Here is a 21545-nt window from a genome sequence, read left to right as displayed (position 1 = left end):
ACTTCATATTGTTCGTTCAGAATTCGGATGATGATAAACAGAATTGCCGGCGCAGCGCCGCGCCCCAACGCAAAAATTCGGCGTCGCCGCTCTGCTGCCAGCGCACTTCACACCACAGCAGCATCAGATAGTCCACCCACGGCAGCCAGCGGCGCACCTGCGCCTGCAACCGGGCGACATCGTGATAGCCCTGACGCGCATAGTGCTGCAAAAAGCGTTGCTGCGGCTCGGCCGCCCAGCCGTTGCCGCGAAACAGCGCGGCGATATCCAGCGCCACATCGCCGTCGGCGGCATACTCCCAGTCGATCAGCCGCAGCCCCTCGCCGGTCGCGAGCAAATTGCCCGGATGGATGTCCATGTGCAGCGGCGCCAGGCGTAATGGCCGCGGCGGCGCGCAGCGTAAGAAATGACGCTGCCAGCGCAGCCAGGTGGGGGTTAAACGCCGCCCATCCAGCTGCTGCCAGTAACGAATGAACTGCCGACGCAGATCCAACCGGTAATCGCTGAGCGGCCGCCGGTGCAGCGTCGCCGCCATCGCAGCCAGCTCGCCGCGTTGATTCAGCGCGTCAAACTCAGCTTCTGTGACGATGTCACCTTCGAGCCATTCGAGGACAAGCCACTGATTATTCTGCGCGAAAACCCGTGGCCCCAGCCCCGACGCGCAGCGACGCAAGACCTGCGCTTCCCGCCGTCGGCTCACGCCCAGCGTGCGTTTCTCCGCGCTGTTTTGCCGCGCCAGCAGCGTGATGCCCGATCCGTCGATGCGCCAGCTCTCGCCGGTCAGCCCCTGCACCGGGCTGAAATGACAACCGGCGGTATTCACCGCCGGCAGCCTGGTTTCCATCAATTGTCGCAGCGCGGCCTCAGCGTTTAACGGCGCCATTGCCCGACCAGACGATCTCGCCGGTTTGCACCAGCATCAACTGCATATCCAGCGCCGGCGACTTCACGTCGCCGCTGACGTCGCTGTACAACACGTACTGCGCGCCGACGATGCGCGCCAGGCCAATCGCCTTGCTGCGCGAGCCGAAGCTGTCATCCGCCGACAGGCCCAGCGTTTGTCTGGCGCTGGTCAGCTTCGCTTCCGGCACCACGCTGAAGGTGGAATTCGACGCCAGCGCCTTATACAGCGCAGCGGTGGCTTTGCCCATCTGCAGCGAACCGTTGGTGTTGTTCTTGACGCTGTCCAGCAGCAGCACGCTGCCGGCCGCTACGCCATCGGCCTTCAGCATCTGATTCACCAGCGGCTGAACGCTGCCCAGCCAGTCAAGCTGCTGGATTTTCGGCGGCTGCGGCACCGGTTCGGTGGTTGGCGGCGGCTGCTCTACCGGCGGCGTGGGCTGTTCCGGTTCGACGGTGACCGGCGGCAACGGCTGATCCGGCTCAGGCGGACGCGACAGACAGCCGCTCAGGGTGAATGCGGCCAGCGCCACTAAGACGTACTTTTTCATGCTTTCTCTCCAAACCTGGCAAGCGCTTACAGGTACAGATACAGACGCGCGCTTTTAGCTTCCAGATTACCGTTAATCGAGTAGATTTTGGCGTCCGAGTTAGGCGCCACGACGATCTCACGCGGTTTCTCGAAGGGGCGAATATCCAGCCCCTGCGCGTCGTACCAATAGAAACGATAATGCACGGTGACCGGCGTCGGTTGGCTGTTATTGAGCACCGAAGTCGCCATCACCCGCCCGGAAGCGTTCGAGACAGAGGGCGTATCGGCAAAAATGCCGGCGGTCAGCACCGAAGGATCCATCACCACCGTTTGCCCCCGGTTAACCGCGATGCCGGATGGCGAACTGCACCCCATCAGCAATGCGGCGGGCAGCGCCAACGCCAACGCCATCAGACAACGCAGAGTTTTTTTACCGCGCATGATTTCCTCGCTTAACGTGACAGCAGCGGCCCCAGCGAGCGGCCACCGACCAGGTGCATATGAATATGATAGACCTCCTGACCGGCGTGGCGGTTGCAGTTGACGATCAGGCGGTAGCCGTCCTCGGCGATGCCTTCCTGTTCGGCGATTTTTGCCGCGGCGGTGATCATGCGCCCCAACGCGGCCTCATGCTCCACGGTCACGTCGTTGACGGTTGGGATCAGCACGTTGGGAACGATCAGCACATGGGTGGGCGCCTGGGGGGAGATGTCACGGAAAGCGGTGACCAGTTCATCCTGGTAAACCACATCAGCAGGGATTTCGCGGCGGATAATTTTACTGAAAATCGTTTCTTCGGCCATCTGGCGTTCCTTGTTTTACACAATTAGCTGTACGCAGTATGAGTGACAAATTCTACTGCTTTCAACCTGATTGCGCACTTTCCACGTCGAGTGCTGCAGATTCGCGCAGGCCGTCGCCCCGCTTGTGCATCTTTTCACTTTGGTTATTCACTATTGTTGCTTTACTTGCCCCGCGCCGCCGCCAATAGTAACCCCATGATTAACAAAGGATAGAGGGTACTATGCCACTGAAGATTGCGGCGCTGTGCGCGCTGTTGCTGAGCGCCGCCGTGCAGGCGGCCACGACGGGCGGTATCGACCTGCAGGCTAACCGAGAGCCGATACGCGCGGAGAAAAATCCGGCGGCTATCGCGCTGATCCCGGCGAACTTTCACTTCGCGGTGCCCGGCAAGCTGACGGTGGCGGTAGCATTCGAGAACTCCCCGCCGCTGGCGCTGTTCGCCGAAGACAATAAAACGCTGATCGGCAGCGATCCGGACATCGCCCGCCTGGTGGCCGACAGCCTCGGGCTGGAGCTGAATCTGGTGCCCACCTCCTGGGAAGATTGGCCGCTGGGCATCAGCGCGGGCAAATACGATGCGGCGATCTTCAACATCGCCGTCACCAAACAGCGTAAAACCAAATTCGATTTCGCCACCTACCGGGTGGACACGCTGGGCTTTTACGTCAAATCCACCAGCCACATCACCGCGATCAACCACCCGCAGGATGTGGCCGGGCTGCGGATCATCGTCGGATCCGGCACCAATCAGGAAAACATTCTGCTGGGATGGGATAAGCAGAATCGCGCCGCCGGGCTGCCGCCGGTACAGCCGATCTACGTGACCGACGACGCCGCCACCAACCTCAGCATTCAGTCCGGGCGCGCCGATGCGTTCTTCGGCCCCCACTCCACCGGCGCCTACAAGGCGGCGCTGACCGGCAAAACCAAAATGGTCGGCATCGGCCCCAACGTGGCCTACGTCGCGGTCACCACCAAAAAAGGCAACGGATTGGTGAACGCCGTCAACGCCGCGATCAATGGCGCGATCGTCAGCGGCGAATACGCGCAGGTGCTGGAACGCTGGGGCGAAGGCGACGAAAAGGTCGAGCGTTCAACCATCAACCCGCCGGGCATCGGCGACTAACCGCCGATCAGCTGCGGGGCATGCCGACGCATCCACTCGGCCAGCGAGTCCAGCGTCGGCCGCAGCGATTTGCCCAGCGCGGTGACCTGATACTCCACTCGCGGCGGCACTTCGGGATACACCTGCCGCGTCACCAGACCGCGCTGTTCAAACAGCCGCAGCTGGCGCGTCAGCTCTTTTTGCGCGATGGGCGCCACCGCCCGCTGCAGCTCGCTGAATCGCACCGGGCCATCGATTATGATCAGCCGGTACAGGATGGGTATCGCCCATTTGCCCGACACCAGATTGACGAAGTCCACCATCGGGCAGGGTTCGCCCGCCGTCGGCAGCGCCGACAAACTATTTTCCGCCGCTAACAGCGCTTGCGTCGTCATTTCATCCCTCCTCGTCCTTTAGTATCCAAAAGGTGCCTACTATGCAAAAGGAACTATAGCGCAAATAATGCCGCAACAGACGCTAAAGAGGAATCGGTTATGTCACGACTGCAAGGCAAATACGCATTGATTACCGGCGGCACCAGCGGCATCGGGCTGGAAACCGCCCGCCAGTTCATCGCCGAGGGCGCAACGGTGGCGATCACCGGCCGCAGCCAACGCGCCCTGGACGCGGCGGGCCAGGCATTGGCGGGCAAGGCGCTGTTGCTGCTGAGCGACGCCGGCGATATCCCGCAGCAGCGCGCGCTGGCGCAGCAGTTGGAGCAACGGTGGCCGCGGCTGGACGTGCTGTACGTTAACGCCGGCGACGTCACGCACCGCCCGCTGCAGGAGTGGGATGAGCAAAGCTACCAGCGGCTGATGGACATCAACCTGAAGGGGCCGTTCTTTCTGATCCAGGCGCTGCTGCCGCTGCTGGCCAACCCTTCATCGGTGATCCTGTGCGGTTCGGTCAGCGCCCATATCGGCCTGCCGCAGAGCAGCGCCTACGCCGCCAGCAAAGCCGGTTTGTTGTCTTTGGCCAGAACGCTCTCCGGCGAGTTGCACGCGCGCGGCATTCGCCTTAACGGCCTCAGCCCCGGCCCGACCGAAACCCCGGCGCTGGGTAAGCTGGGGTTGGCGGAAGCGGATGAGCAGGCATTGCGCGATGATATCCGTTCGCTGGTGCCGATCGGCCGCATGGGCAGCGCGTTGGAGCTGGCCAAAGCGGCGGTGTTTCTGGCGGCGGATGAGTCGGCCTTTATGGTCGGCGCGGAGCTGCAGATGGACGGCGGCGTAGGGAATTTATAATTCGGCGGTGCGGCCGCGGCCTGCGCGGCCCGAAAATCACCCCAGGCCGGGAATATCGACGCCAAAGGTCTGCAGCAGCAACACCACGTTGAGCAGCACGATCACCACCGTGCCGACCATCGCCGCCAGGCTGGTCCAGCGGCCGTTGGCGAATTCGCCCATGATGTCGCGGCGGCGGGTGAACATTACCAGCGCAATCATCGGCGCCGGCAGCGCCAGGCTCAACACCACCTGACTGTAGACCAGCGCGTCGGTGGCGTTGACGCCCATCGCCACCACGATAAACGCCGGCACCATCGTGACCAGACGGCGTACCCAGACCGGTATGCGGAAACCGACGAAGCCCTGCATGATCATTTGCCCGGCCATGGTGCCCACCACCGAGCTGGAAATGCCGGAGGCGATCAACGAAGCCAGGAAGATGCCGGCGGCCGCAGCGCCGAACAGCGGCGTCAGCGTATGGTAGGCAGTGCCGATTTCGGCCACGTCGCTGTTACCGGCGTGGAAGGCGCTCGAGGCCATGATCACCATCGCAATATTCACCAGCCCGGCAAGCGCCAGCGCGATCACCACTTCAATATTGGAAAAACGCAGCAGCTTGCGCCGCTCGCCGTTGTCGCTGGCCGGGCTGCGGTGCTGGGTCAGCCCCGAATGCAGGAAAATGGCGTGCGGCATCACGGTGGCGCCGATAATGCCGACGGCGATGGTCAACGCCTGTGCATCCGGCAACTGCGGCGTCACCATGCCGAGGCCGGCCGCCGGCCAATCCACCGGCACGATGAACATTTCCACCAGGTAGCACAGCGCGATGATGCCCACCAGGCCGCCGATCATCAGCTCGACCGGGCGGAAACCTTTCTTTTCCACCATCAACAGTGCATAGGTGATCACCGCCGTCACCCCCATGCCCGCCAGCAGCGGCATATGGAACAGCAGCGCTAACGCGATCGCCCCACCGAGAAACTCCGCCAGATCGGTGGCCATCGCCGCCACTTCGCTGAGCAGCCACATGCCGATCACTACCGGCCGGGAAAACTGGTCGCGACACATCTCCGCCAGATTGCGGTTGGTGACAATGCCCAATTTGGCTGACAGCGCCTGGAACAACATAGCGATCAGGTTGGCCATCACCACTACCCACAGCAGACTGTAGCCATATTTCGCCCCGGCCTGAATGTTGGTGGCGAAGTTACCGGGATCCATATAGGCGATCGAGGCAATCACCGCCGGGCCGGCGAACAGCAGCGGCGTAAAGGCGCCGCGCTTGCGTCCGGCAAGGGCAGCGCCAATCGCGATGTTGGTCCGTTCGGTTAACGATGAGGGGGTTGCCGCGTCTCGCATGAAGTACCCTTAATCTTTTGCTGGTTATTTTTCCACCGATCATGCTGACAATGTAGCATCGGCTACACTTTATGCAACAGGCGAAATTAATGGGCTTTGTGTAGAGATATTTCTAACTACCACAATGCATGGCATCGAATTGATAATGTGTGCTATTTGGACTAACTTAGGGCAACCCTCCCCGCATTGCCGGGAGACGCCATTTTTATGCTTACAGGACGCCCCACGCTATGGTTACCCGCGCGCCAGATAACGCCGACCGCCACGCCCAGACCGACATGCCGGACGAGGCCGAGCACGCCCTGCGTTTTAGCCGCGCCCGCGAAGCGCAGTCCAATGCGCTGATCGAAGATTACGTTGAGCTGATCGCCGATTTGCTGCAAAGCACCCGCGAAGCCAGAACCACCGATATCGCGCGCCGCTTCGGCGTCTCTCACCCGACGGCGATCAAAAATATCGCGCGGTTGAAAAGCGCCGGGCTGGTGGAGTCGCGCCCTTATCGCGGGGTGTTTTTAACGGAAGAAGGCGAGCAGTTGGCGCAGAAAGTGCGCCGCCGTCACCGCATCGTGGTCGATCTGCTGATGTGCCTCGGGGTGCCGAGCGAAACCGCCGAGCTGGACAGCGAAGGAATTGAACACCATATCTCGGACGAAACGCTGGCGGTGTTCGAGCATTACCTGCAAAAGCACGCCAAACCCTGACTCCCGGAACGCCGATGAGCTACGCCGTGCAGCAAGTCCATGGTCTGCGCCTGGTGGTTTTCGCCGAAGCCGGGCCGATGTTGAAAGACGAAAACGACGTCAGCCTGTTTATCGCGCCCGCCTTTGAACACGAGGCCGGGATGATTGCCCTCCCCGTCAAGCGCCTCGACGCCGCCTTCTTCCAGCTCAGAAGCGGCATTGCCGGCGCCGTATTGCAGAAATTCATCAACTACCGCCTGCGCGTGGCGCTGCTGGGCGATATCACCCCCTGGCTGGCGAAAAGCAACGCGCTGCAAGATTTCGTGCGCGAAGCCAATCGCGGCGAACAGGTCTGGTTCCTCTCTTCTCTCACCGAACTCGAACAGCGGCTTGGCGCCTGACGACAGGCAATAAAAAAAGGGAGGCTTTCGCCTCCCTTTACAACTCCCCTGCCTGAATCAATGATTACGGATGTATTCGTCCATATCGGTTTTCAGGTTGTCGGACTTGGTACCGAAGATGGCCTGCACGCCGGAGCCAGCGACGACTACACCGGCTGCGCCCAGTTTCTTCAGGCCCGCCTGGTCGACTTTGGACACGTCGGCCACGCTGACGCGCAGACGGGTGATGCAAGCATCCAGGTTAGTGATGTTTTCTTTACCGCCGAAGGCCTGAACCAGCGCTGCGGACATTTCGGAACCGCCCTGCGCAGTCTGCTCGGCAGCGGTGTCTTCACGGCCCGGCGTTTTCAGATCCAGCTTGGCGATCAGCACGCGGAAGATGGTGTAGTACACCAGACCGTAGACGATACCGACGATTGGGAACAGCCAGATCTTGCTGCTGTTGCCGCTCAGTACGATAAAGTCGATCAGGCCGTGCGAGAAGCTGGTGCCGTCACGCATGCCCAACAGGATGCAGATTGGGAACGCCAGGCCGGCCAGGATAGCGTGGATCACGTACAGGATCGGCGCGACGAACATGAAGGAGAACTCGATCGGCTCGGTGATACCGGTCAGGAACGAGGTCAGCGCGGCGGAGATCATGATGCCGCCGACTTTCGCGCGGTTTTCCGGCTTGGCCGAGTGCCAGATGGCGATGGCCGCAGCAGGCAGACCGTACATTTTGAACAGGAAGCCGCCGGACAGTTTGCCCGCGGTCGGGTCGCCCGCCATATAGCGAGGGATATCACCGTGGAATACCTGGCCCGCCGCGTTGGTGAACTCGCCAATTTGCATTTGGAACGGGACGTTCCAGATGTGGTGCAGACCGAACGGCACCAGAGCACGCTCAACCACGCCGTAGATGCCGAAGGCCACGACCGGGTTCTGATAAGCCGCCCACTGCGAGAAGGTCTGGATAGCCGTACCGATCGGCGGCCAGATGAAGGACAGCACTACGCCCAGAACGATCGCCGCCAGACCGGAAATGATCGGCACGAAACGCTTACCGGCAAAGAAGCCCAGGTATTCCGGCAGTTGAATGCGGAAGAAGCGGTTAAACATATAGGCCGCGATGGCGCCGGAGATAATCCCCCCGAGCACACCGGTATCCGCCAGGTGTTTGGCCGCAATTTCTTCAGCCGGCAAGTGCAGCACCAGCGGCGCAACCACCGCCATGGTTTTCACCATGATGCCGTAAGCCACCACTGCCGCCAGCGCGGAAACGCCGTCGTTGTTGGTGAAGCCCAAGGCGACGCCGATGGCGAAAATCAGCGGCATGTTGGCGAAGACCGAACCGCCCGCTTCCGCCATCACGTGGGAGACTACCGCAGGTAGCCAGCTAAAGTTGGCGGAACCGACGCCCAGCAGGATACCTGCGATAGGCAACACGGACACCGGCAGCATTAGCGATTTACCTACTTTTTGCAGGTTTGCAAATGCGTTCTTGAACATAGTTGAGTGTGCTCCTGAGTAATAATGCTTTGCTACTTCTTGTCGCGATTGGTCGCGCTGCAAGGGGGGGGAGAAAAACCCCTGCAATTCAGGGTGTCTGAGCACCCCTTGAATTTATTACGCAGAGTAAAATAAATAGCCTGCGCAATGTTTGATGACAATCACGTTTCGATGATCGAGCCGCGGCAACTTTGCATAAACCGGCGTTTTTTTGGCAAAACAGAGCAAAAAACGCGCGCCAATCACCCTGAAACGGGAGCGAACCTTACCCGTTTCAGTGATTAATTACGAGCTTAAAAAAAATTACGCAGACAATGACCTACTGCTATAGCCTAGGTCAAAGATCATAGTTCAAGGTGAAATAAGCGTGAAAAGTTGGCGGTGGTCGCTTCGGCCAGTTGTTCCAGGCTGACGCCCTTCAATACCGCCATGTATTCAGCCACATCACGCACATAGGCGGGTTGGTTTTCTTTGCCGCGATGCGGCACCGGCGCCAGATAAGGCGAGTCGGTTTCCACCAGCATGCGATCCAGAGGCACATAGCGTGCCACTTCGCGCAGCTGTTCGGCATTGCGGAAGGTGACAATGCCGGAGAAGGAGATGTAGAAGCCCAGATCCAGCAAGGCTTCGGCCGTGGCCAGATCTTCGGTGAAGCAGTGCAGCACGCCGCCGCAGTCTTGCGCGTTCTCTTCACGCAGGATCGCCAGCGTGTCCGCGCGCGCCTCGCGGGTGTGGACGATCACCGGCTTGTTCAGATCACGGCCAATGCGGATATGTTCGCGGAAAGAGTCCTGCTGCAGCTCAAGGTTGTCTTTCTGGTAGAAGTAATCGAGCCCGGTCTCTCCCAGCGCCACCACCTGCTCCGCCGCCGCCAGGCGACGCAGCTCGGCGTAATCATAGCCCTCTTCCAGATTAAGCGGATGCACCCCGCAGGAGAAAGCCACATCGTTGCGCTCGCCGATCAGTTCGGTCATGGAACGGTAACCCGGCAACGTGGTGGCGACCGCCAGCACATAGCCGACGTCGCGCGCCTTGGCCTTGGCCAGCGCGTCGTCCACATTCTGGTGCAGCGTTTGGTAATCCAGGCCGTCAAGGTGGCAATGAGAATCGACTAACAACATAATTTTTAACTCTTTTACTTTACAGCGAATGAGGTTGGGAATAGCCGGCGGCGCCAAGCATCTGTTCCCAGCGAAGTAACTGTTCGGTCAGCAGCAGCTCGCGGTTGACGCCCACTACGCTGAGCAGCTGGTGACGGCAGTTCAGCCACTGCTGCACAATCTGTTGCAGCGAAGCGCTGCTCAGCAGGCTGGCCAGCTGATGCACCAGCGGCTGCTGATCCTGATTCAATACATAGTGATGCGCGCCCTGTTGCCACTTCATTGCGTCCACCAATAACGCGCACAGCCAATGCAGGCGTTCGGCGACGTCTTCATGGTTTAGCACCGGCAACAGCGACAGCATATCGCGTTGCGGCAGCGCGGCGCTCAATGCGGCGCACAGGGCGCCGCGCTGTTGCCACTGCTGCGGTTGCAACAGCTGTTCGGCGGCCAGGGGCGCGCCGTCGTGCAGGCGCAGCGCCGTGACTCGGTCTGTCTGAGAGCCCGCCGCCTGCCGGCCCAACCACTGCAGGCTGAGCTGCTCATCCGGGCTGGCCAAATGCCAGTACAGGCAGCGGCTGCGCAGCGTCGCCATCAGCCGCGATGGCTCACGGCAACCCAACAGAAAATAGGTTTTCTCCGGCGGCTCTTCCAGCGTTTTCAACAGCGCGTTGGCCGCCGCCTCGGTCAGCTGTTCCGCCTGCGGCAGCCAAATCACCTTGGCACCGCCCTGTTGCGCGTGGGCGTACAGCGTTTCAATCACCTGGCGGATGGGTTCGATGCCCAGGCTGCTCTTGCCCTTTTCCGGCGCCAACACGTGATAATCCGGGTGATTGCCCGCCAGCATCAACCGGCAGCTGTGGCACTCGCCGCAGCTTTTTTCGCCGTTGCGCTGTTGGCAGATCAACCAACGGCTCAGGCCGTAGGCCAACGCATCGTCACCATTGCCCGCCGCCGCATGCAGCAGCAGCGCATGATGGCCACGGCCGTCGGCGTACTGCCCAATCAGCTGGCGATAAGGGCCATTCAGCCACGGGTACCAGTTCATTATGCGCCTTCCTGCTGCCGCAGCCAGTGGCTGACGCAGTCGCGGATCGCCGCAGTCACCTGCTCCAGCGGCTGGGCGGCGTCGACGGTGACGATCGTTTCGTCCTGCGCCGCCAGTTCGAGATAGCGAGCGCGGGTGCGTTCGAAGAACGGCAGCGCCTCCTGCTCGATGCGATCCAACTGACCGCGCGCCTGCGCGCGTTGCAGGCCGACCAGCGGCGGCAGATCGAGATAGACCGTCAGATCCGGGTGAAAATCCCCCAGCACGGTGTCGCGCAGCGAGGCCATCAGCTGCGGATCCACGCCACGGCCGCCGCCCTGATAGGCTTGTGAAGAGAGATCGTGGCGATCGCCCACCACCCAGGCGCCACGCGCCAGGGCGGGTTTGATCACGGTTTCCACCAACTGCACGCGCGCAGCGTACAGCATTAAGACTTCGGCCTTGATGGTCGGCAATTCGCCGTCGATGCCGCGCTTGAACAGGTCGCGCAGCTTCTCCGCCAACGGCGTGCCGCCGGGTTCACGGGTGAAGACGATGTCGTTGATGCCATGTTCACGCAGCACATTGACTACCGTGTCGCGCGCGGTGGTTTTGCCCGCGCCTTCCAGCCCTTCGATTACAACGAATTTACTTTTCATTCTTTTCCTTTAACGCCTGAAGGTACACGCGCACCGCCTGGTTATGGCTCGCCAGATTGGTGGTGAAGGTATGCCCACCCTTGCCGTCGGCGACAAAATAGAGATATGGCGTTTTGGCCGGATTGGCGGCCGCTTGCAGCGAGGCCTCGCCCGGCATGGCGATCGGCGTTGGCGGCAGGCCGGCGATCACATAGGTGTTGTAAGGCGTCGGCGTCTCCAGATCCTTGCGCGTGATGTTGCCATTATAGCGCTCGCCCATGCCGTAGATCACCGTCGGATCGGTCTGCAGACGCATGCCGAGACGCAAACGGTTGACGAACACCGACGCCACCTTGCTGCGCTCTTCCGGCACCGCAGTCTCTTTCTCGACGATCGATGCCATGGTCAGCAGCTCTTCCGGCGTTTTGTACGGCAGACTGGTGTCGCGGCCGTCCCAGGCGGCCTGCAGCGCTTTGTTCATGCGGACGTGGGCGCGTTTGAGCAGCGCGATGTCGCTCATGCCAGCGGTATACTGGTAGGTATCCGGGTACAGCCGCCCTTCCGGGGTTTCTCCTGCAGCAATGCCGAGCGCGGCGGCGATCTCCGCGTCGCTTTTGCCCGCCAGAGTGTGTTTCAGGTATTTGGACTGCTGGAGCACCTGCTGCCAGTCACGCAGGCGTGAGCCTTCGATAAAGCGCGCGGTAAACTGCGCCTCTTTGCCGCTGGCCAACAGTTTCAGCATCTGGCGCACCGTCATGCCCGGCGTGAACCGGTAGGTTCCGGCCTTGAACTCCGCCAGCTCCGGTTCCAGTTTCAGCAGCCACTGGAACCAGCGGCCGCTGCGCACCAGTTTATCGCGCACCAGTAACCCTTCCAGCGCCACCCGGCCGGTGCCGGCAGGCAGTTTGAAGATAGTCTCTTGCTGGATAGCCAGCGGCGTATCGGCAAAGCGTTCGATCTTCTGGTAGCCCCAAAACAGCAGCGCCAATGCCAGAACAACAATAACAGACAGGACCTTCAGCTTTCTTTTCTTCATCAATCAGCCATGGTTAACAGTGTGGACGCAAAAAATCATACAGCTGGCGCGAATGATAACGCCATGATTGAGCAACGTTTACCGGCAGCAGCGGCATCAGCGCGTTGCTCACCAGGACTTCGTCGGCATCGGCCAGCGTCTCCAGCGGCTCGCTGACGCAGTGCAGACGGTATTCCGATCCCGCCAACAGCGCGATCACCCGTCGCCGCATCAGGCCCGCGACGCCCGCCTGGCTCAGATCCGGGGTAAACACCGCTTTTCCCTTACGCCAGAACAAATTAGCCGCACAGCATTCCACCAGCATACCGGCAGTGTCAAGCACCAGCGCCTCGTCGGCGGCCGTCTGGTCAAGATGCGCGCGGATCAGCACCTGCTCCAGGCGGTTCAAATGCTTCAAACCCGCCAGCAGCGGATTGCGCGCCAGCGCCACCGGGCTGAGCGCAAGCGTGATGCCCTGCTCGCGCCACTGCAAATAGTGCGCAGGGTAGCTGCTGCGGGCGACGATGCGCGTCGGGTTTTCGCACCCCGTCGGGCTGTAGCCTCGTCCACCGCTGCCGCGCGTCAGTATCGCTTTGACCACGCCGAGCGAAATTGATTCTGCCGCCTGCGCCATCTCGCGCTCGAAAGCCGGCCAATCGGTGGCGGGCAGCATCAGCCGTTGGGCCGCCTGTTGCAGCCGCTCCAGATGCCAGGGCAGCAGCTCGATTTTACCGTCGATAACCCGGGCGGTAGTAAAGCAGCCGTCGCCGAACTGCAGACCACGATCGCTCGGCGCCAGCGCATCGTGGCGTTGTCCGTTAATCCAGTACATGCTTCCTCCTGTTGCCGGGTAATTTCATTACGTCCGCAGAATAGCAGGCAGCGAGGCAATACGCAGCCCTGCTGACGGCCGGACGCCAGGCGTAAAAAAGCCCGGTTAAAAAACCGGGCTTTTCATCAGCGAACAACCGCGCGAGTTACACTCGGCGGAAGATCAGCGAGCCATTGGTGCCGCCGAAGCCGAAAGAGTTACACAGGGTGTACTCCATATCGCTGACCTGGCGCGCTTCGTGAGGCACGAAGTCCAGATCGCAACCTTCATCCGGGTTATCCAGGTTGATGGTCGGCGGTACCGCCTGATCGCGCAGCGCCAGCACGGTAAAGATGGACTCGATCGCGCCCGCCGCACCCAACAGGTGGCCGGTCATCGATTTGGTCGAGCTCACCAGCACGCGCTGGGCATCAGCGCCGAACACAGATTTCACCGCCTGCGCTTCCGCCTGGTCACCCGCCGGCGTAGAGGTGCCGTGTGCGTTGATGTAACCGATTTGTGACGGGGTCACACCGGCGTCAAGCAGGGCATTTTCCATCGCCAACGCAGCGCCAGCGCCGTTTTCCGGTGGTGACGTCATGTGATAAGCATCGCTGCTCATCCCAAAGCCAACCACTTCGGCGTAGATTTTCGCGCCGCGTTTTTTCGCGTGTTCGTACTCTTCCAGCACCATCATGCCGGCGCCGTCGCCCAGCACGAAGCCGTCGCGGTCTTTATCCCACGGACGGCTCGCCGCCTGCGGGTTGTCATTACGGGTGGACAGGGCGCGCGCTGCGCCAAAGCCGCCGACGCCCAATGGGGTGCTGGCTTTCTCTGCCCCACCGGCCAGCATCACGTCCGCATCATTGTAAGCAATGATACGCGCGGCATGGCCGATGTTGTGTACACCTGAAGTACAGGCGGTGGCGATGGAAATGCTTGGGCCACGCATGCCGTACATGATTGTCAGGTGACCTGCAATCATATTCACAATGGTGGAAGGCACGAAAAACGGACTGATTTTCCGTGGGCCACCGTTAACCAGTGAACTGTGGTTTTCTTCAATCAAACCCAGGCCGCCGATGCCGGAACCGATCGCGGCTCCAATGCGGCTGGCGTTAGCCTCGGTGATGTCCAGACCTGCATCCTGCATGGCTTGCATGCCGGCAGCGATACCGTACTGGATAAAGGCGTCCATCTTGCGCGCATCTTTGCGAGAGATGAAATCCTCAGAATTAAAATTCTTTACCAGGCCAGCAAACTTGGTCGCATAGGCAGTGGTATCGAAATGGTCGATCAGGCTGATGCCACTCTGACCGGCAAGAAGAGCGTTCCACGTGGACTCTACCGTATTGCCGACAGGAGACAACATGCCCAGTCCGGTCACAACTACTCGACGCTTAGACACGTTTGTCCTCCAGGGAGGGAAAAATATGACACTAGGGATAGAAAAAACTTAGGCGGTCGAACGACCGCCTAGATATGTTCTCTTACTGCTGGCTAGCGTTGATGAAATCAATAGCTGCCTGAACAGTAGTGATCTTCTCAGCTTCTTCGTCTGGAATCTCGGTGTCGAATTCTTCTTCCAGTGCCATTACCAGCTCAACGGTGTCAAGAGAATCAGCGCCCAGATCTTCAACGAAAGAAGCGTTGTTCAAAACTTCTTCCTGTTTAACACCCAGTTGCTCAACAATGATTTTCTTAACGCGTTCTTCGATAGTGCTCATACTCTTAAATTTCCTATCAAAACTCGCTTTCGCGATGGTTTTCGTAGTGTATAAAATGCTGAAAAAGATGCAACTAAATCCCGGCTGGTCAAACCACGATTTTACGCTATTTTGCGGTTTTTGCCTCAAATAACGCAAATGGTTTTCACATTTTTTAAATCATGTACATGCCGCCATTGACATGTAACGTTTCACCGGTGATATAGCCGGCCTCATCAGAGGCCAAAAATGCAACAGCGCTGGCGATTTCTTTAGCATCGCCCAGCCGGTTGGCTGGAACTGATGACAAAATGCCTGCGCGTTGATCATCTGTCAACGCCCGTGTCATGTCCGTCTCAATAAAGCCAGGTGCCACGACGTTGACCGTAATGCCACGAGAAGCAACTTCACGTGCCAAAGATTTGCTAAAACCAATCAGACCGGCTTTAGCCGCCGCGTAGTTCGCCTGCCCTGCGTTCCCCATGGTGCCGACAACGGAACCGATGGTGATGATACGGCCAAACCGCTTTTTCATCATAGCGCGCATTACCGCTTTTGACAGGCGGAATACGGAAGTCAGGTTAGTGTCGAGGATATCCTCCCACTCATCATCCTTCATACGCATCAGCAGGTTATCACGCGTAATGCCGGCATTATTCACTAAAATGTCGATTTCGCCAAATTCGGCGCGAATCGATGCCAGCACGCTGTCGATAGATTGCGCATCAACAACGTTCAACATAAACCCTTTGCCGTTTGCGCCCAGGTAGCCGCTGATCGCTTCAGCGCCGCTCTCGCTGGTCGCGGTGCCGATCACTTTGGCGCCGCGGGCCACAAACGTTTCTGCAATAGCTCGGCCAATACCGCGGCTCGCGCCGGTGACCAGAACGATTTTACCTTCGAAGCTCATCATTTTCCTCTTTATTGTTCAAGCGCCGCCGACAGGCTGGCGGTGTCGTTCACCGCCGCAGCCGTCAGGGTGTCAACAATACGTTTAGTGAGACCGGTCAGCACTTTGCCCGGCCCCACTTCCAGCAGCGACGTCACTCCCTGTGCTGCGATAAATTCAACGCTCTCGGTCCAACGCACCGGGCTGTACAGCTGACGCACCAGCGCACTGCGGATCGCTTCAGGATCGTTTTCGGTGCGTACGTCGACGTTGTTCACCACCGGCACCTGCGGCGCGTTGAAGGTGATGTCCTGCAGCGCCACGGCCAACTTGTCGGCGGCCGGTTTCATCAGCGCGCAGTGCGAAGGCACGCTCACCGGCAGCGGCAGTGCACGTTTGGCGCCCGCCGTTTTACAGGCGGCGCCTGCACGTTCAACCGCTTCTTTATTGCCGGCGATAACCACCTGGCCCGGCGAGTTGAAGTTGACCGGAGAAACCACCTGTCCCTGCGCGGACTCTTCGCACGCCTTGGCGATCGCATCGTTGTCCAGACCGATGATGGCGTACATAGCGCCGGTGCCTTCCGGCACCGCTTCCTGCATCAGCTTGCCGCGCAGCTCGACCAGGCGGATCGCCGCCTTGAAGTCCAGCACGCCGGCGCAGACCAGCGCCGAGTATTCGCCCAGGCTGTGGCCAGCCATCAATGCGGGCGCTTTACCGCCCTGCTGCTGCCACACGCGGAAAATCGCCACGGAAGCCGCCAGCAGAGCCGGTTGGGTCTGCCAGGTCTTGTTCAGCTCTTCCGCCGGGCCTTGCTGCACCAGCTGCCACAGATCGTAATCCAGCGCGGAAGAGGCCTCGCCGAAAGTCTCTTCGACGATCGGGAACTGTGCGGCCAATTCGGCCAGCATGCCAACGGCCTGTGACCCCTGGCCCGGGAAAACAAAAGCAAATTGCGTCATTTTTTATTCCTGTTCAAATCAGAAACGAACCAGCGCCGAGCCCCAGGTAAAGCCGCCGCCGAAGGCTTCCAGCAGCACCAGCTGGCCACGCTGAATTCGCCCGTCTCGCACGGCTTCGTCCAGTGCGGAAGGCACCGAGGCGGCAGAGGTGTTGCCGTGACGATCGAGCGTCACCACCACTTTGTCCATCCCCATGCCCAGTTTTTTCGCCGTTGCGCTGATGATGCGCAGGTTGGCCTGGTGCGGCACCAGCCAATCCAGCTCGCTGCGGTCCATGTTGTTGGCCTGCAACGTCTCATCGACGATGCGCGCCAGTTCGGTGACCGCAACCTTGAAGACTTCATTGCCCGCCATGGTGACATAGGCCGGCTTGTCTTGATTCTGACGATCCTTGTAAGGCAGCGTCAGCAGGCTGCCGTAGCTGCCGTCGGCATGCAGGTGGGTAGACAGAATGCCCTGCTCTTCAGAAGCCCCCAGCACCACCGCCCCTGCGCCATCGCCAAACAGAATGATGGTGCCGCGATCTTCAGGATCCAGCGTGCGCGACAAGACGTCCGCGCCGATAACCAGCGCATGTTTGACCGCGCCGTTTTTCACGTACTGATCGGCCACGCTGAGCGCATAAGTAAAGCCGGCGCAGGCCGCAGCCAGATCGAACGCCGCGCAGTCTTTGATGCCCAACATTTGCTGCACCAGGCACGCCGCACTCGGGAACGCGTGAGTCGTCGTGGTGGTCGCCACGACGATAAGCCCAATGTCTTCTTTAGCCACACCTGCCATTTCCAGCGCTTTCTCAGCGGCCTGGAAGCTCATCGTCGCGACGGTTTCATCCGCAGCGGCGATGCGACGTTCGCGAATACCGGTACGCGTGACGATCCACTCGTCAGAGGTATCCACCATTTTTTCCAAATCAGCATTGGTGCGCACTTGTACGGGCAAATAACTCCCCGTACCGAGAATCTTTGTATACATGTACGATCAGTCACTCTTAGGTAATACAGCCTCAAGGCGCGCAGCAATCCTTTCCGGGACTTGCCGCTGCACCGCCTGCACAGCCTGTTCGATTGCGACTGCAAACGCGTGAGGGTTCGCAGCGCCGTGGCTCTTGACTACGGTGCTGCGCAATCCTAACAGACATGCGCCATTATACTGGTCGGGGTTCAGGTGGCCGAACCGCTTGACCACCCGTTTTTGCAACCAACGGCCCAACAATTTCAGCCACCAGGCTCGCTTGTTTCCATCGCCGGACGATTTCAGCAGCGATAAGAACACCCTGACCACCCCTTCCATGGTTTTCAGCGTGACGTTGCCCACGAAGCCGTCGCAGACCAACACATCGGTCTTGCCGGTGAGCAGTTCGTTTCCTTCCAGGTAACCAATATAGTTGATTGCCGGAGTATTTTTTAGCACAGCGGCCGCTTCGCGGATATTATCCAGGCCTTTGGTCTCTTCTTCGCCGATATTCAGCAGCGCCACCCGCGGTTGCGCAATGCCGATCACCTCTTCCGCCATCACCGCGCCCATCACGGCAAACTGCACCAGCATGGTGCTGTCGCACTCGACGTTAGCGCCCAGATCCAGCACCACGGTTTTGCTGCGCTGCTGGTTCGGGATCACCGTCATCAGCGCCGGGCGCTCAATGCCCTCCAACGGCTTGACCAACAGCTTCGCCAATCCCATCAGCGCGCCGGTATTGCCGGCGCTGACGCAGCCCTGCGCGTTGCCGCTGCTGAGCTGTTCGAGCGCAATGCGCATCGACGTGCCGCGGCTGGCGCGTATCGCTTGTGAAGGTTTGGCGTCGCCGGCGATCACAGACTCGGCGGGCACGACTCGCAGACGCTCCAGAAGAACCGGATCGGCGTGGGCAAGCAAAGGGGAGATGGCGTCGGGATTACCGACCAGCAAGAGATGAAGCTGTAAATTAGAGGCCAGTGCCTGCAACGAAGCAGGCACTGTGACGCAGGGACCGAAGTCCCCGCCCATTGCATCTAACGCCAGGGTTAGACGAGTCAAGGTATCGCTACTTAGCCGATAACCTTGCGACCGCGGTAGAAACCGTCGGCAGTGATGTGGTGACGACGGTGAGTTTCACCGGATACTTTGTCTACAGACAGAGTAGTCGTGGTCAGAGCATCGTGAGAACGACGCATGCCACGCTTGGAACGGGTTGGTTTATTCTGTTGTACGGCCATGGACCTTACTCCTCAATTACTTACGCTTTAAACTGGCTAATACGGCAAACGGATTCGGTTTCTCCGCCTCGGGAGGCAGTTGGCCAAATACCATGTCCGCTTCGGACACTTCACAGTGTTCAGATTCATGTACCGGAACGACAGGCAGTGAAAGAATAATTTCGTCTTCAATCATTGCCAACAGATCGACTTCGCCAAACTCGTCAACTTCGATCGGTTCGTACGCTTCCGGTAATGCCTCAGCCTGCTCATCATTGACGACCGGGCTAAAACAATATGTTGTGTGAACCTGATGTTCGAACGGGACTCCACAGCGTTGGCACATCAACGTTACCGAGACGTCCGCATGCCCTGTTATCACCGCGAGGCGTTGATTGTCGATATTAAACGACAACGACACCTCAACATCACTGTCCACACTGACCACGGAGTCGGCAACACGAGTAACCTGCTCAGGCGCATAGACACCAGCATAGTCCAGGCGTTTCTGAGCGGTACGTACCGCATCAATGGTCAAGGGTAATTTTACCTTTTGCATAGGGCGCGCATATTAACTTTGTAACGACATAGAGTCAAAGAAAAAGGCCGTAAAACGGCTCCTTTCACCAATATTCGCTTCCACAGCGGCCGACAGTTTAAAATGCCGTACCCATTTACGCTACGGTTTGCGAAAAAAATTATGCAGAGATTGCTTTTAGCCTCCACCTCCCCCTATCGAAAAATGCTGCTGGAGAAACTGCAGCTGCCGTTCGACTGCGCCGCGCCGGAGGTGGATGAAACCCCGCTGCCGGGCGAAGGCGCGGAAGCGCTGGTGCTGCGCCTGGCGGCAGCGAAGGCCCAGGCGCTGGCCCTCGCCTACCCCGAGCATCTGATCATCGGTTCCGATCAGGTCTGCGTAATCGATGGCAGCATCGCCGGCAAGCCCCATACCGAGGAAAACGCCCGCGCGCAGCTGCGCCAGGCAAGCGGCCAGGCCGTGACCTTCTACACCGGCCTGGCGCTGTACAACGGCCGCAGCAAGCAGCTGCAGGCCCTGTGCGAGCCTTTCCACGTGCATTTTCGCGCGCTGAGCGAAGCGGAGATCGCCGCCTATGTGCGTCTGGAGCAACCGCTGAACTGCGCGGGCAGTTTCAAGAGCGAGGGGTTGGGGATCGCGTTGTTCGACAGGCTGGAAGGCCGGGATCCGAACGCCCTGATCGGCCTGCCGTTGATCGCGCTGTTGGAGATGTTGCGGGCTGAAGGCATCAACCCGCTGGTGTGACGCGGATTATTTGGCGGCCTGTCGGCGCAGCACTTGCAGGCAGTGACGCAGCTCTTCGTCCATCGGCGCTTCGATACGCATCGTTTCGCCGGTGGCCGGATGCTCGAAGCGCAGCGCCGCGGCGTGCAGGAACAGACGCTTCAGGCCGGTACCTGCCAGTTGACGATCGAACTCGCGGTCGCCATAGCGATCGTCAAAGGCGATCGGATGCCCGGCATGCAGGGTGTGCACGCGGATCTGGTGGGTACGCCCGGTGATTGGGCTGGCCTTCACCAGGGTGGCGAATTCGTAACGCTCCTCCACCTTGAAGCGGGTTTCCGAAGGCTTGCCTTCGCTGTTGACGCGCACGATACGTTCGCCGCTTTGCAGAATGTTTTTCAGCAGCGGCGCCTGTACGGCCTTGCAGTGGGACTGCCACTGGCCGCGCACCAGCGCCAGATAATCCTTCTGCATGCCCTTCAGCCGCAGTTGCTCATGCAGCGAACGCAGCGCGGAACGCTTCTTGGCGACCAGCAGCACGCCGGAGGTATCGCGATCGAGCCGATGCACCAGCTCCAGGAAACGGGCCTCAGGGCGCAGCGCCCGCAGCCCTTCAATCACGCCGAAGCTCAGGCCGCTGCCGCCGTGCACCGCGGTGCCGGAAGGCTTGTTGAGGATCAGCAGGTGGTCATCTTCATACAGAATGCAGTCGGCCAGCGCGGCCACCTTATCCAGCTTCGCCGACACCGGCGCCTCTTCGCGCTCGGCCACGCGCACCGGCGGCACGCGCACCACGTCGCCGGCCGCCAATTTGTACTCGACCTTGATGCGCCCTTTATTAACCCGCACCTCGCCTTTGCGCACGATGCGATAAATCATGCTCTTCGGCACGCCTTTCAGGCGAGCGAGCAGAAAGTTGTCGATTCTCTGACCGGCTTCGTCGTCGGAAATCGTGATGAATTGTACTGCTGGATTGTTCGTTTTCATGGTGCGGGATTCTAAATAGAGCGCGTGAATAGCGCCACATCTTTTTCTGTGCTTAACTGTCTCTCTGACGGCGGGCGAAACCCCAGCGGACAATAAGGCAGCAAGCCGATTTGAACGTTTGCGATTTCTTCCGCAGTTAAGGAAAAGTCACCTTGCTATAACGGCATCAGCAGTGGAATAATGCAGTCACTTTCCGCGTTGATTCTCGTTAAACAGGGAAAACGGTGGAATTATAAAATTTGTCTGATCGCGCAAAAACGCAGCAATGGCGTAAGACGTAATGCGAAATCAAACAATTAGCGGGCTGCGGGTTGCAGCTTGGCCGGCAAATGGAATCAGATCTGTCGACGTAAATCAGAGGCTATTCCCCTAGTAAAAGTGCTGTCTTTCACAAAGAAAAGCAGGCTTACCGAGATAATGCGCCCCTATGCAGGCGACAACCGTGAGGTTGACGGCTTTGCGAGAAGACACGGGGCTTTC

General features: G+C 59.6%; 26 protein-coding genes. 5 read left to right on the top strand and 21 right to left on the bottom strand.

Features of this window, described 5'->3' with window-relative positions:
- Positions 1-16 precede the first annotated feature (16 nt).
- Genes ACSBQV_RS01045 through hinT form a run of 4 tightly spaced genes read right to left on the bottom strand, consistent with a single transcriptional unit; the run spans position 17 to position 2235 of the window.
- On the bottom strand, positions 17-883 hold the full coding sequence (locus ACSBQV_RS01045) for a phosphotransferase (protein ID WP_099782658.1): 867 nt from the start codon (positions 881-883) through the stop codon (positions 17-19).
- Positions 864-1451: a penicillin-binding protein activator LpoB gene (lpoB, locus tag ACSBQV_RS01040; RefSeq protein WP_099782660.1), complete on the bottom strand. Its 588-nt coding sequence runs from the start codon at positions 1449-1451 to the stop codon at positions 864-866. Before lpoB ends, ACSBQV_RS01045 begins: the two co-directional genes overlap by 20 nt.
- Before the next feature lie 26 nt (positions 1452-1477).
- Positions 1478-1873: a YcfL family protein gene (locus tag ACSBQV_RS01035; RefSeq protein WP_099782661.1), complete on the bottom strand. Its 396-nt coding sequence runs from the start codon at positions 1871-1873 to the stop codon at positions 1478-1480.
- Positions 1874-1884: 11 nt separating this feature from the next.
- Positions 1885-2235: a purine nucleoside phosphoramidase gene (hinT, locus tag ACSBQV_RS01030; RefSeq protein ID WP_004928776.1), complete on the bottom strand. Its 351-nt coding sequence runs from the start codon at positions 2233-2235 to the stop codon at positions 1885-1887.
- A gap of 221 nt (positions 2236-2456) precedes the next feature.
- Here hinT and ACSBQV_RS01025 point away from each other — a divergent pair, with 221 nt between their 5' ends.
- Positions 2457-3362 (top strand): transporter substrate-binding domain-containing protein, encoded by a 906-nt coding sequence (locus ACSBQV_RS01025; protein WP_099782663.1) that lies wholly within the window; start codon positions 2457-2459, stop codon positions 3360-3362.
- Here the strand turns inward: ACSBQV_RS01025 and ACSBQV_RS01020 are convergent.
- Positions 3359-3736 (bottom strand): winged helix-turn-helix transcriptional regulator, encoded by a 378-nt coding sequence (locus ACSBQV_RS01020; RefSeq protein ID WP_099782665.1) that lies wholly within the window; start codon positions 3734-3736, stop codon positions 3359-3361. The two genes, ACSBQV_RS01025 and ACSBQV_RS01020, sit on opposite strands and share 4 nt — an antisense overlap.
- 99 nt (positions 3737-3835) lie before the next feature.
- On the opposite strand from ACSBQV_RS01020, the gene ACSBQV_RS01015 reads away from it, so the two are divergent.
- The gene (locus ACSBQV_RS01015) at positions 3836-4585 is read left to right on the top strand and encodes an SDR family oxidoreductase (protein WP_099782667.1); all 750 of its coding nucleotides are present in this window, start codon (positions 3836-3838) and stop codon (positions 4583-4585) included.
- A 36-nt stretch (positions 4586-4621) separates the two neighbouring features.
- Here ACSBQV_RS01015 and ACSBQV_RS01010 read toward each other — a convergent pair whose 3' ends face one another.
- Entirely contained in the window at positions 4622-5926 is a 1305-nt protein-coding gene (locus ACSBQV_RS01010; RefSeq protein WP_099782669.1) for an Nramp family divalent metal transporter, read from the bottom strand.
- 230 nt (positions 5927-6156) lie between these two features.
- Here ACSBQV_RS01010 and mntR point away from each other — a divergent pair, with 230 nt between their 5' ends.
- Together mntR and ACSBQV_RS01000 are read left to right on the top strand one after the other, a co-directional pair.
- Complete coding sequence (gene mntR, locus ACSBQV_RS01005) at positions 6157-6627, top strand: manganese-binding transcriptional regulator MntR (protein WP_016928182.1); 471 nt, start codon at positions 6157-6159, stop codon at positions 6625-6627.
- A 14-nt stretch (positions 6628-6641) separates the two neighbouring features.
- Positions 6642-7007 carry a DUF4180 domain-containing protein gene (locus ACSBQV_RS01000; protein WP_099782671.1) on the top strand — a complete coding sequence of 122 codons (366 nt, stop codon included), beginning with the start codon at positions 6642-6644 and terminating at the stop codon, positions 7005-7007.
- A gap of 57 nt (positions 7008-7064) precedes the next feature.
- Here ACSBQV_RS01000 and ptsG read toward each other — a convergent pair whose 3' ends face one another.
- From ptsG to yceD, 14 genes are all read right to left on the bottom strand, one after another.
- The gene (gene ptsG / locus ACSBQV_RS00995) at positions 7065-8498 is read right to left on the bottom strand and encodes a PTS glucose transporter subunit IIBC (RefSeq protein WP_016928184.1); all 1434 of its coding nucleotides are present in this window, start codon (positions 8496-8498) and stop codon (positions 7065-7067) included.
- 344 nt (positions 8499-8842) lie between these two features.
- The gene (locus ACSBQV_RS00990) at positions 8843-9619 is read right to left on the bottom strand and encodes a metal-dependent hydrolase (RefSeq protein WP_042784208.1); all 777 of its coding nucleotides are present in this window, start codon (positions 9617-9619) and stop codon (positions 8843-8845) included.
- Between the two features lie 19 nt (positions 9620-9638).
- Positions 9639-10646 (bottom strand): DNA polymerase III subunit delta', encoded by a 1008-nt coding sequence (gene holB / locus ACSBQV_RS00985; protein ID WP_033650744.1) that lies wholly within the window; start codon positions 10644-10646, stop codon positions 9639-9641.
- Positions 10646-11284, bottom strand: coding sequence for a dTMP kinase (gene tmk, locus ACSBQV_RS00980; protein ID WP_099782673.1), 639 nt, complete (start codon positions 11282-11284; stop codon positions 10646-10648). The genes holB and tmk overlap by 1 nt, the downstream gene beginning before the upstream one ends.
- A complete protein-coding gene (gene mltG / locus ACSBQV_RS00975) occupies positions 11274-12299 on the bottom strand; it encodes an endolytic transglycosylase MltG (RefSeq protein ID WP_308348290.1) in 1026 nt (341 codons plus the stop codon). The genes tmk and mltG overlap by 11 nt, the downstream gene beginning before the upstream one ends.
- Positions 12300-12312: 13 nt before the next feature.
- Positions 12313-13110, bottom strand: a complete 798-nt coding sequence (gene pabC, locus ACSBQV_RS00970) for an aminodeoxychorismate lyase (RefSeq protein WP_033642686.1) — start codon at positions 13108-13110, stop codon at positions 12313-12315.
- A gap of 145 nt (positions 13111-13255) precedes the next feature.
- Positions 13256-14497 (bottom strand): beta-ketoacyl-ACP synthase II, encoded by a 1242-nt coding sequence (fabF, locus tag ACSBQV_RS00965; protein WP_033642685.1) that lies wholly within the window; start codon positions 14495-14497, stop codon positions 13256-13258.
- A gap of 82 nt (positions 14498-14579) precedes the next feature.
- Entirely contained in the window at positions 14580-14816 is a 237-nt protein-coding gene (gene acpP / locus ACSBQV_RS00960; RefSeq protein WP_004719003.1) for an acyl carrier protein, read from the bottom strand.
- A gap of 154 nt (positions 14817-14970) precedes the next feature.
- A complete protein-coding gene (fabG, locus tag ACSBQV_RS00955; protein ID WP_004928729.1) occupies positions 14971-15705 on the bottom strand; it encodes a 3-oxoacyl-ACP reductase FabG in 735 nt (244 codons plus the stop codon).
- Positions 15706-15716: 11 nt separating this feature from the next.
- Positions 15717-16646, bottom strand: coding sequence for an ACP S-malonyltransferase (gene fabD, locus ACSBQV_RS00950; protein WP_099782677.1), 930 nt, complete (start codon positions 16644-16646; stop codon positions 15717-15719).
- A gap of 18 nt (positions 16647-16664) precedes the next feature.
- A complete protein-coding gene (locus tag ACSBQV_RS00945) occupies positions 16665-17618 on the bottom strand; it encodes a beta-ketoacyl-ACP synthase III (RefSeq protein ID WP_033642683.1) in 954 nt (317 codons plus the stop codon).
- A 6-nt stretch (positions 17619-17624) separates the two neighbouring features.
- Positions 17625-18659, bottom strand: coding sequence for a phosphate acyltransferase PlsX (gene plsX / locus ACSBQV_RS00940; RefSeq protein ID WP_099782679.1), 1035 nt, complete (start codon positions 18657-18659; stop codon positions 17625-17627).
- Between the two features lie 11 nt (positions 18660-18670).
- Positions 18671-18838: a 50S ribosomal protein L32 gene (rpmF, locus tag ACSBQV_RS00935; RefSeq protein ID WP_004927778.1), complete on the bottom strand. Its 168-nt coding sequence runs from the start codon at positions 18836-18838 to the stop codon at positions 18671-18673.
- Positions 18839-18854: 16 nt separating this feature from the next.
- Positions 18855-19376: a 23S rRNA accumulation protein YceD gene (gene yceD, locus ACSBQV_RS00930; protein ID WP_099782681.1), complete on the bottom strand. Its 522-nt coding sequence runs from the start codon at positions 19374-19376 to the stop codon at positions 18855-18857.
- A 141-nt stretch (positions 19377-19517) separates the two neighbouring features.
- Here yceD and ACSBQV_RS00925 point away from each other — a divergent pair, with 141 nt between their 5' ends.
- Positions 19518-20099 carry a Maf family protein gene (locus tag ACSBQV_RS00925; protein ID WP_099782684.1) on the top strand — a complete coding sequence of 194 codons (582 nt, stop codon included), beginning with the start codon at positions 19518-19520 and terminating at the stop codon, positions 20097-20099.
- Positions 20100-20105: 6 nt separating this feature from the next.
- Here ACSBQV_RS00925 and rluC read toward each other — a convergent pair whose 3' ends face one another.
- Positions 20106-21065, bottom strand: coding sequence for a 23S rRNA pseudouridine(955/2504/2580) synthase RluC (rluC, locus tag ACSBQV_RS00920; RefSeq protein WP_004927787.1), 960 nt, complete (start codon positions 21063-21065; stop codon positions 20106-20108).
- Positions 21066-21545 lie beyond the last annotated feature (480 nt).

The sequence above is a fragment of the Serratia sp. B501 genome, assembly GCF_051172315.1.
Lineage (GTDB): Bacteria > Pseudomonadota > Gammaproteobacteria > Enterobacterales > Enterobacteriaceae > Serratia > Serratia ureilytica.
The sequence above is the reverse complement of the archived record's forward strand: the minus strand, read 5'-3'. Positions and strand labels throughout refer to the sequence as shown.

Excerpts from the sequence above, each read along its gene's own strand:
- ACSBQV_RS01045 (WP_099782658.1), bottom strand. The coding sequence starts at position 883 with ATGGCGCCGTTAAACGCTGAGGCCGCGCTGCGACAATTGATGGAAACC.
- lpoB (WP_099782660.1), bottom strand. The coding sequence starts at position 1,451 with ATGAAAAAGTACGTCTTAGTGGCGCTGGCCGCATTCACCCTGAGCGGC.
- ACSBQV_RS01035 (WP_099782661.1), bottom strand. The coding sequence starts at position 1,873 with ATGCGCGGTAAAAAAACTCTGCGTTGTCTGATGGCGTTGGCGTTGGCG.
- hinT (WP_004928776.1), bottom strand. The coding sequence starts at position 2,235 with ATGGCCGAAGAAACGATTTTCAGTAAAATTATCCGCCGCGAAATCCCT.
- ACSBQV_RS01025 (WP_099782663.1), top strand. The coding sequence starts at position 2,457 with ATGCCACTGAAGATTGCGGCGCTGTGCGCGCTGTTGCTGAGCGCCGCC.
- ACSBQV_RS01020 (WP_099782665.1), bottom strand. The coding sequence starts at position 3,736 with ATGACGACGCAAGCGCTGTTAGCGGCGGAAAATAGTTTGTCGGCGCTG.
- ACSBQV_RS01015 (WP_099782667.1), top strand. The coding sequence starts at position 3,836 with ATGTCACGACTGCAAGGCAAATACGCATTGATTACCGGCGGCACCAGC.
- ACSBQV_RS01010 (WP_099782669.1), bottom strand. The coding sequence starts at position 5,926 with ATGCGAGACGCGGCAACCCCCTCATCGTTAACCGAACGGACCAACATC.
- mntR (WP_016928182.1), top strand. The coding sequence starts at position 6,157 with ATGGTTACCCGCGCGCCAGATAACGCCGACCGCCACGCCCAGACCGAC.
- ACSBQV_RS01000 (WP_099782671.1), top strand. The coding sequence starts at position 6,642 with ATGAGCTACGCCGTGCAGCAAGTCCATGGTCTGCGCCTGGTGGTTTTC.
- ptsG (WP_016928184.1), bottom strand. The coding sequence starts at position 8,498 with ATGTTCAAGAACGCATTTGCAAACCTGCAAAAAGTAGGTAAATCGCTA.
- ACSBQV_RS00990 (WP_042784208.1), bottom strand. The coding sequence starts at position 9,619 with ATGTTGTTAGTCGATTCTCATTGCCACCTTGACGGCCTGGATTACCAA.
- holB (WP_033650744.1), bottom strand. The coding sequence starts at position 10,646 with ATGAACTGGTACCCGTGGCTGAATGGCCCTTATCGCCAGCTGATTGGG.
- tmk (WP_099782673.1), bottom strand. The coding sequence starts at position 11,284 with ATGAAAAGTAAATTCGTTGTAATCGAAGGGCTGGAAGGCGCGGGCAAA.
- mltG (WP_308348290.1), bottom strand. The coding sequence starts at position 12,299 with ATGAAGAAAAGAAAGCTGAAGGTCCTGTCTGTTATTGTTGTTCTGGCA.
- pabC (WP_033642686.1), bottom strand. The coding sequence starts at position 13,110 with ATGTACTGGATTAACGGACAACGCCACGATGCGCTGGCGCCGAGCGAT.
- acpP (WP_004719003.1), bottom strand. The coding sequence starts at position 14,816 with ATGAGCACTATCGAAGAACGCGTTAAGAAAATCATTGTTGAGCAACTG.
- fabG (WP_004928729.1), bottom strand. The coding sequence starts at position 15,705 with ATGAGCTTCGAAGGTAAAATCGTTCTGGTCACCGGCGCGAGCCGCGGT.
- fabD (WP_099782677.1), bottom strand. The coding sequence starts at position 16,646 with ATGACGCAATTTGCTTTTGTTTTCCCGGGCCAGGGGTCACAGGCCGTT.
- ACSBQV_RS00945 (WP_033642683.1), bottom strand. The coding sequence starts at position 17,618 with ATGTATACAAAGATTCTCGGTACGGGGAGTTATTTGCCCGTACAAGTG.
- rpmF (WP_004927778.1), bottom strand. The coding sequence starts at position 18,838 with ATGGCCGTACAACAGAATAAACCAACCCGTTCCAAGCGTGGCATGCGT.
- yceD (WP_099782681.1), bottom strand. The coding sequence starts at position 19,376 with ATGCAAAAGGTAAAATTACCCTTGACCATTGATGCGGTACGTACCGCT.
- ACSBQV_RS00925 (WP_099782684.1), top strand. The coding sequence starts at position 19,518 with ATGCAGAGATTGCTTTTAGCCTCCACCTCCCCCTATCGAAAAATGCTG.
- rluC (WP_004927787.1), bottom strand. The coding sequence starts at position 21,065 with ATGAAAACGAACAATCCAGCAGTACAATTCATCACGATTTCCGACGAC.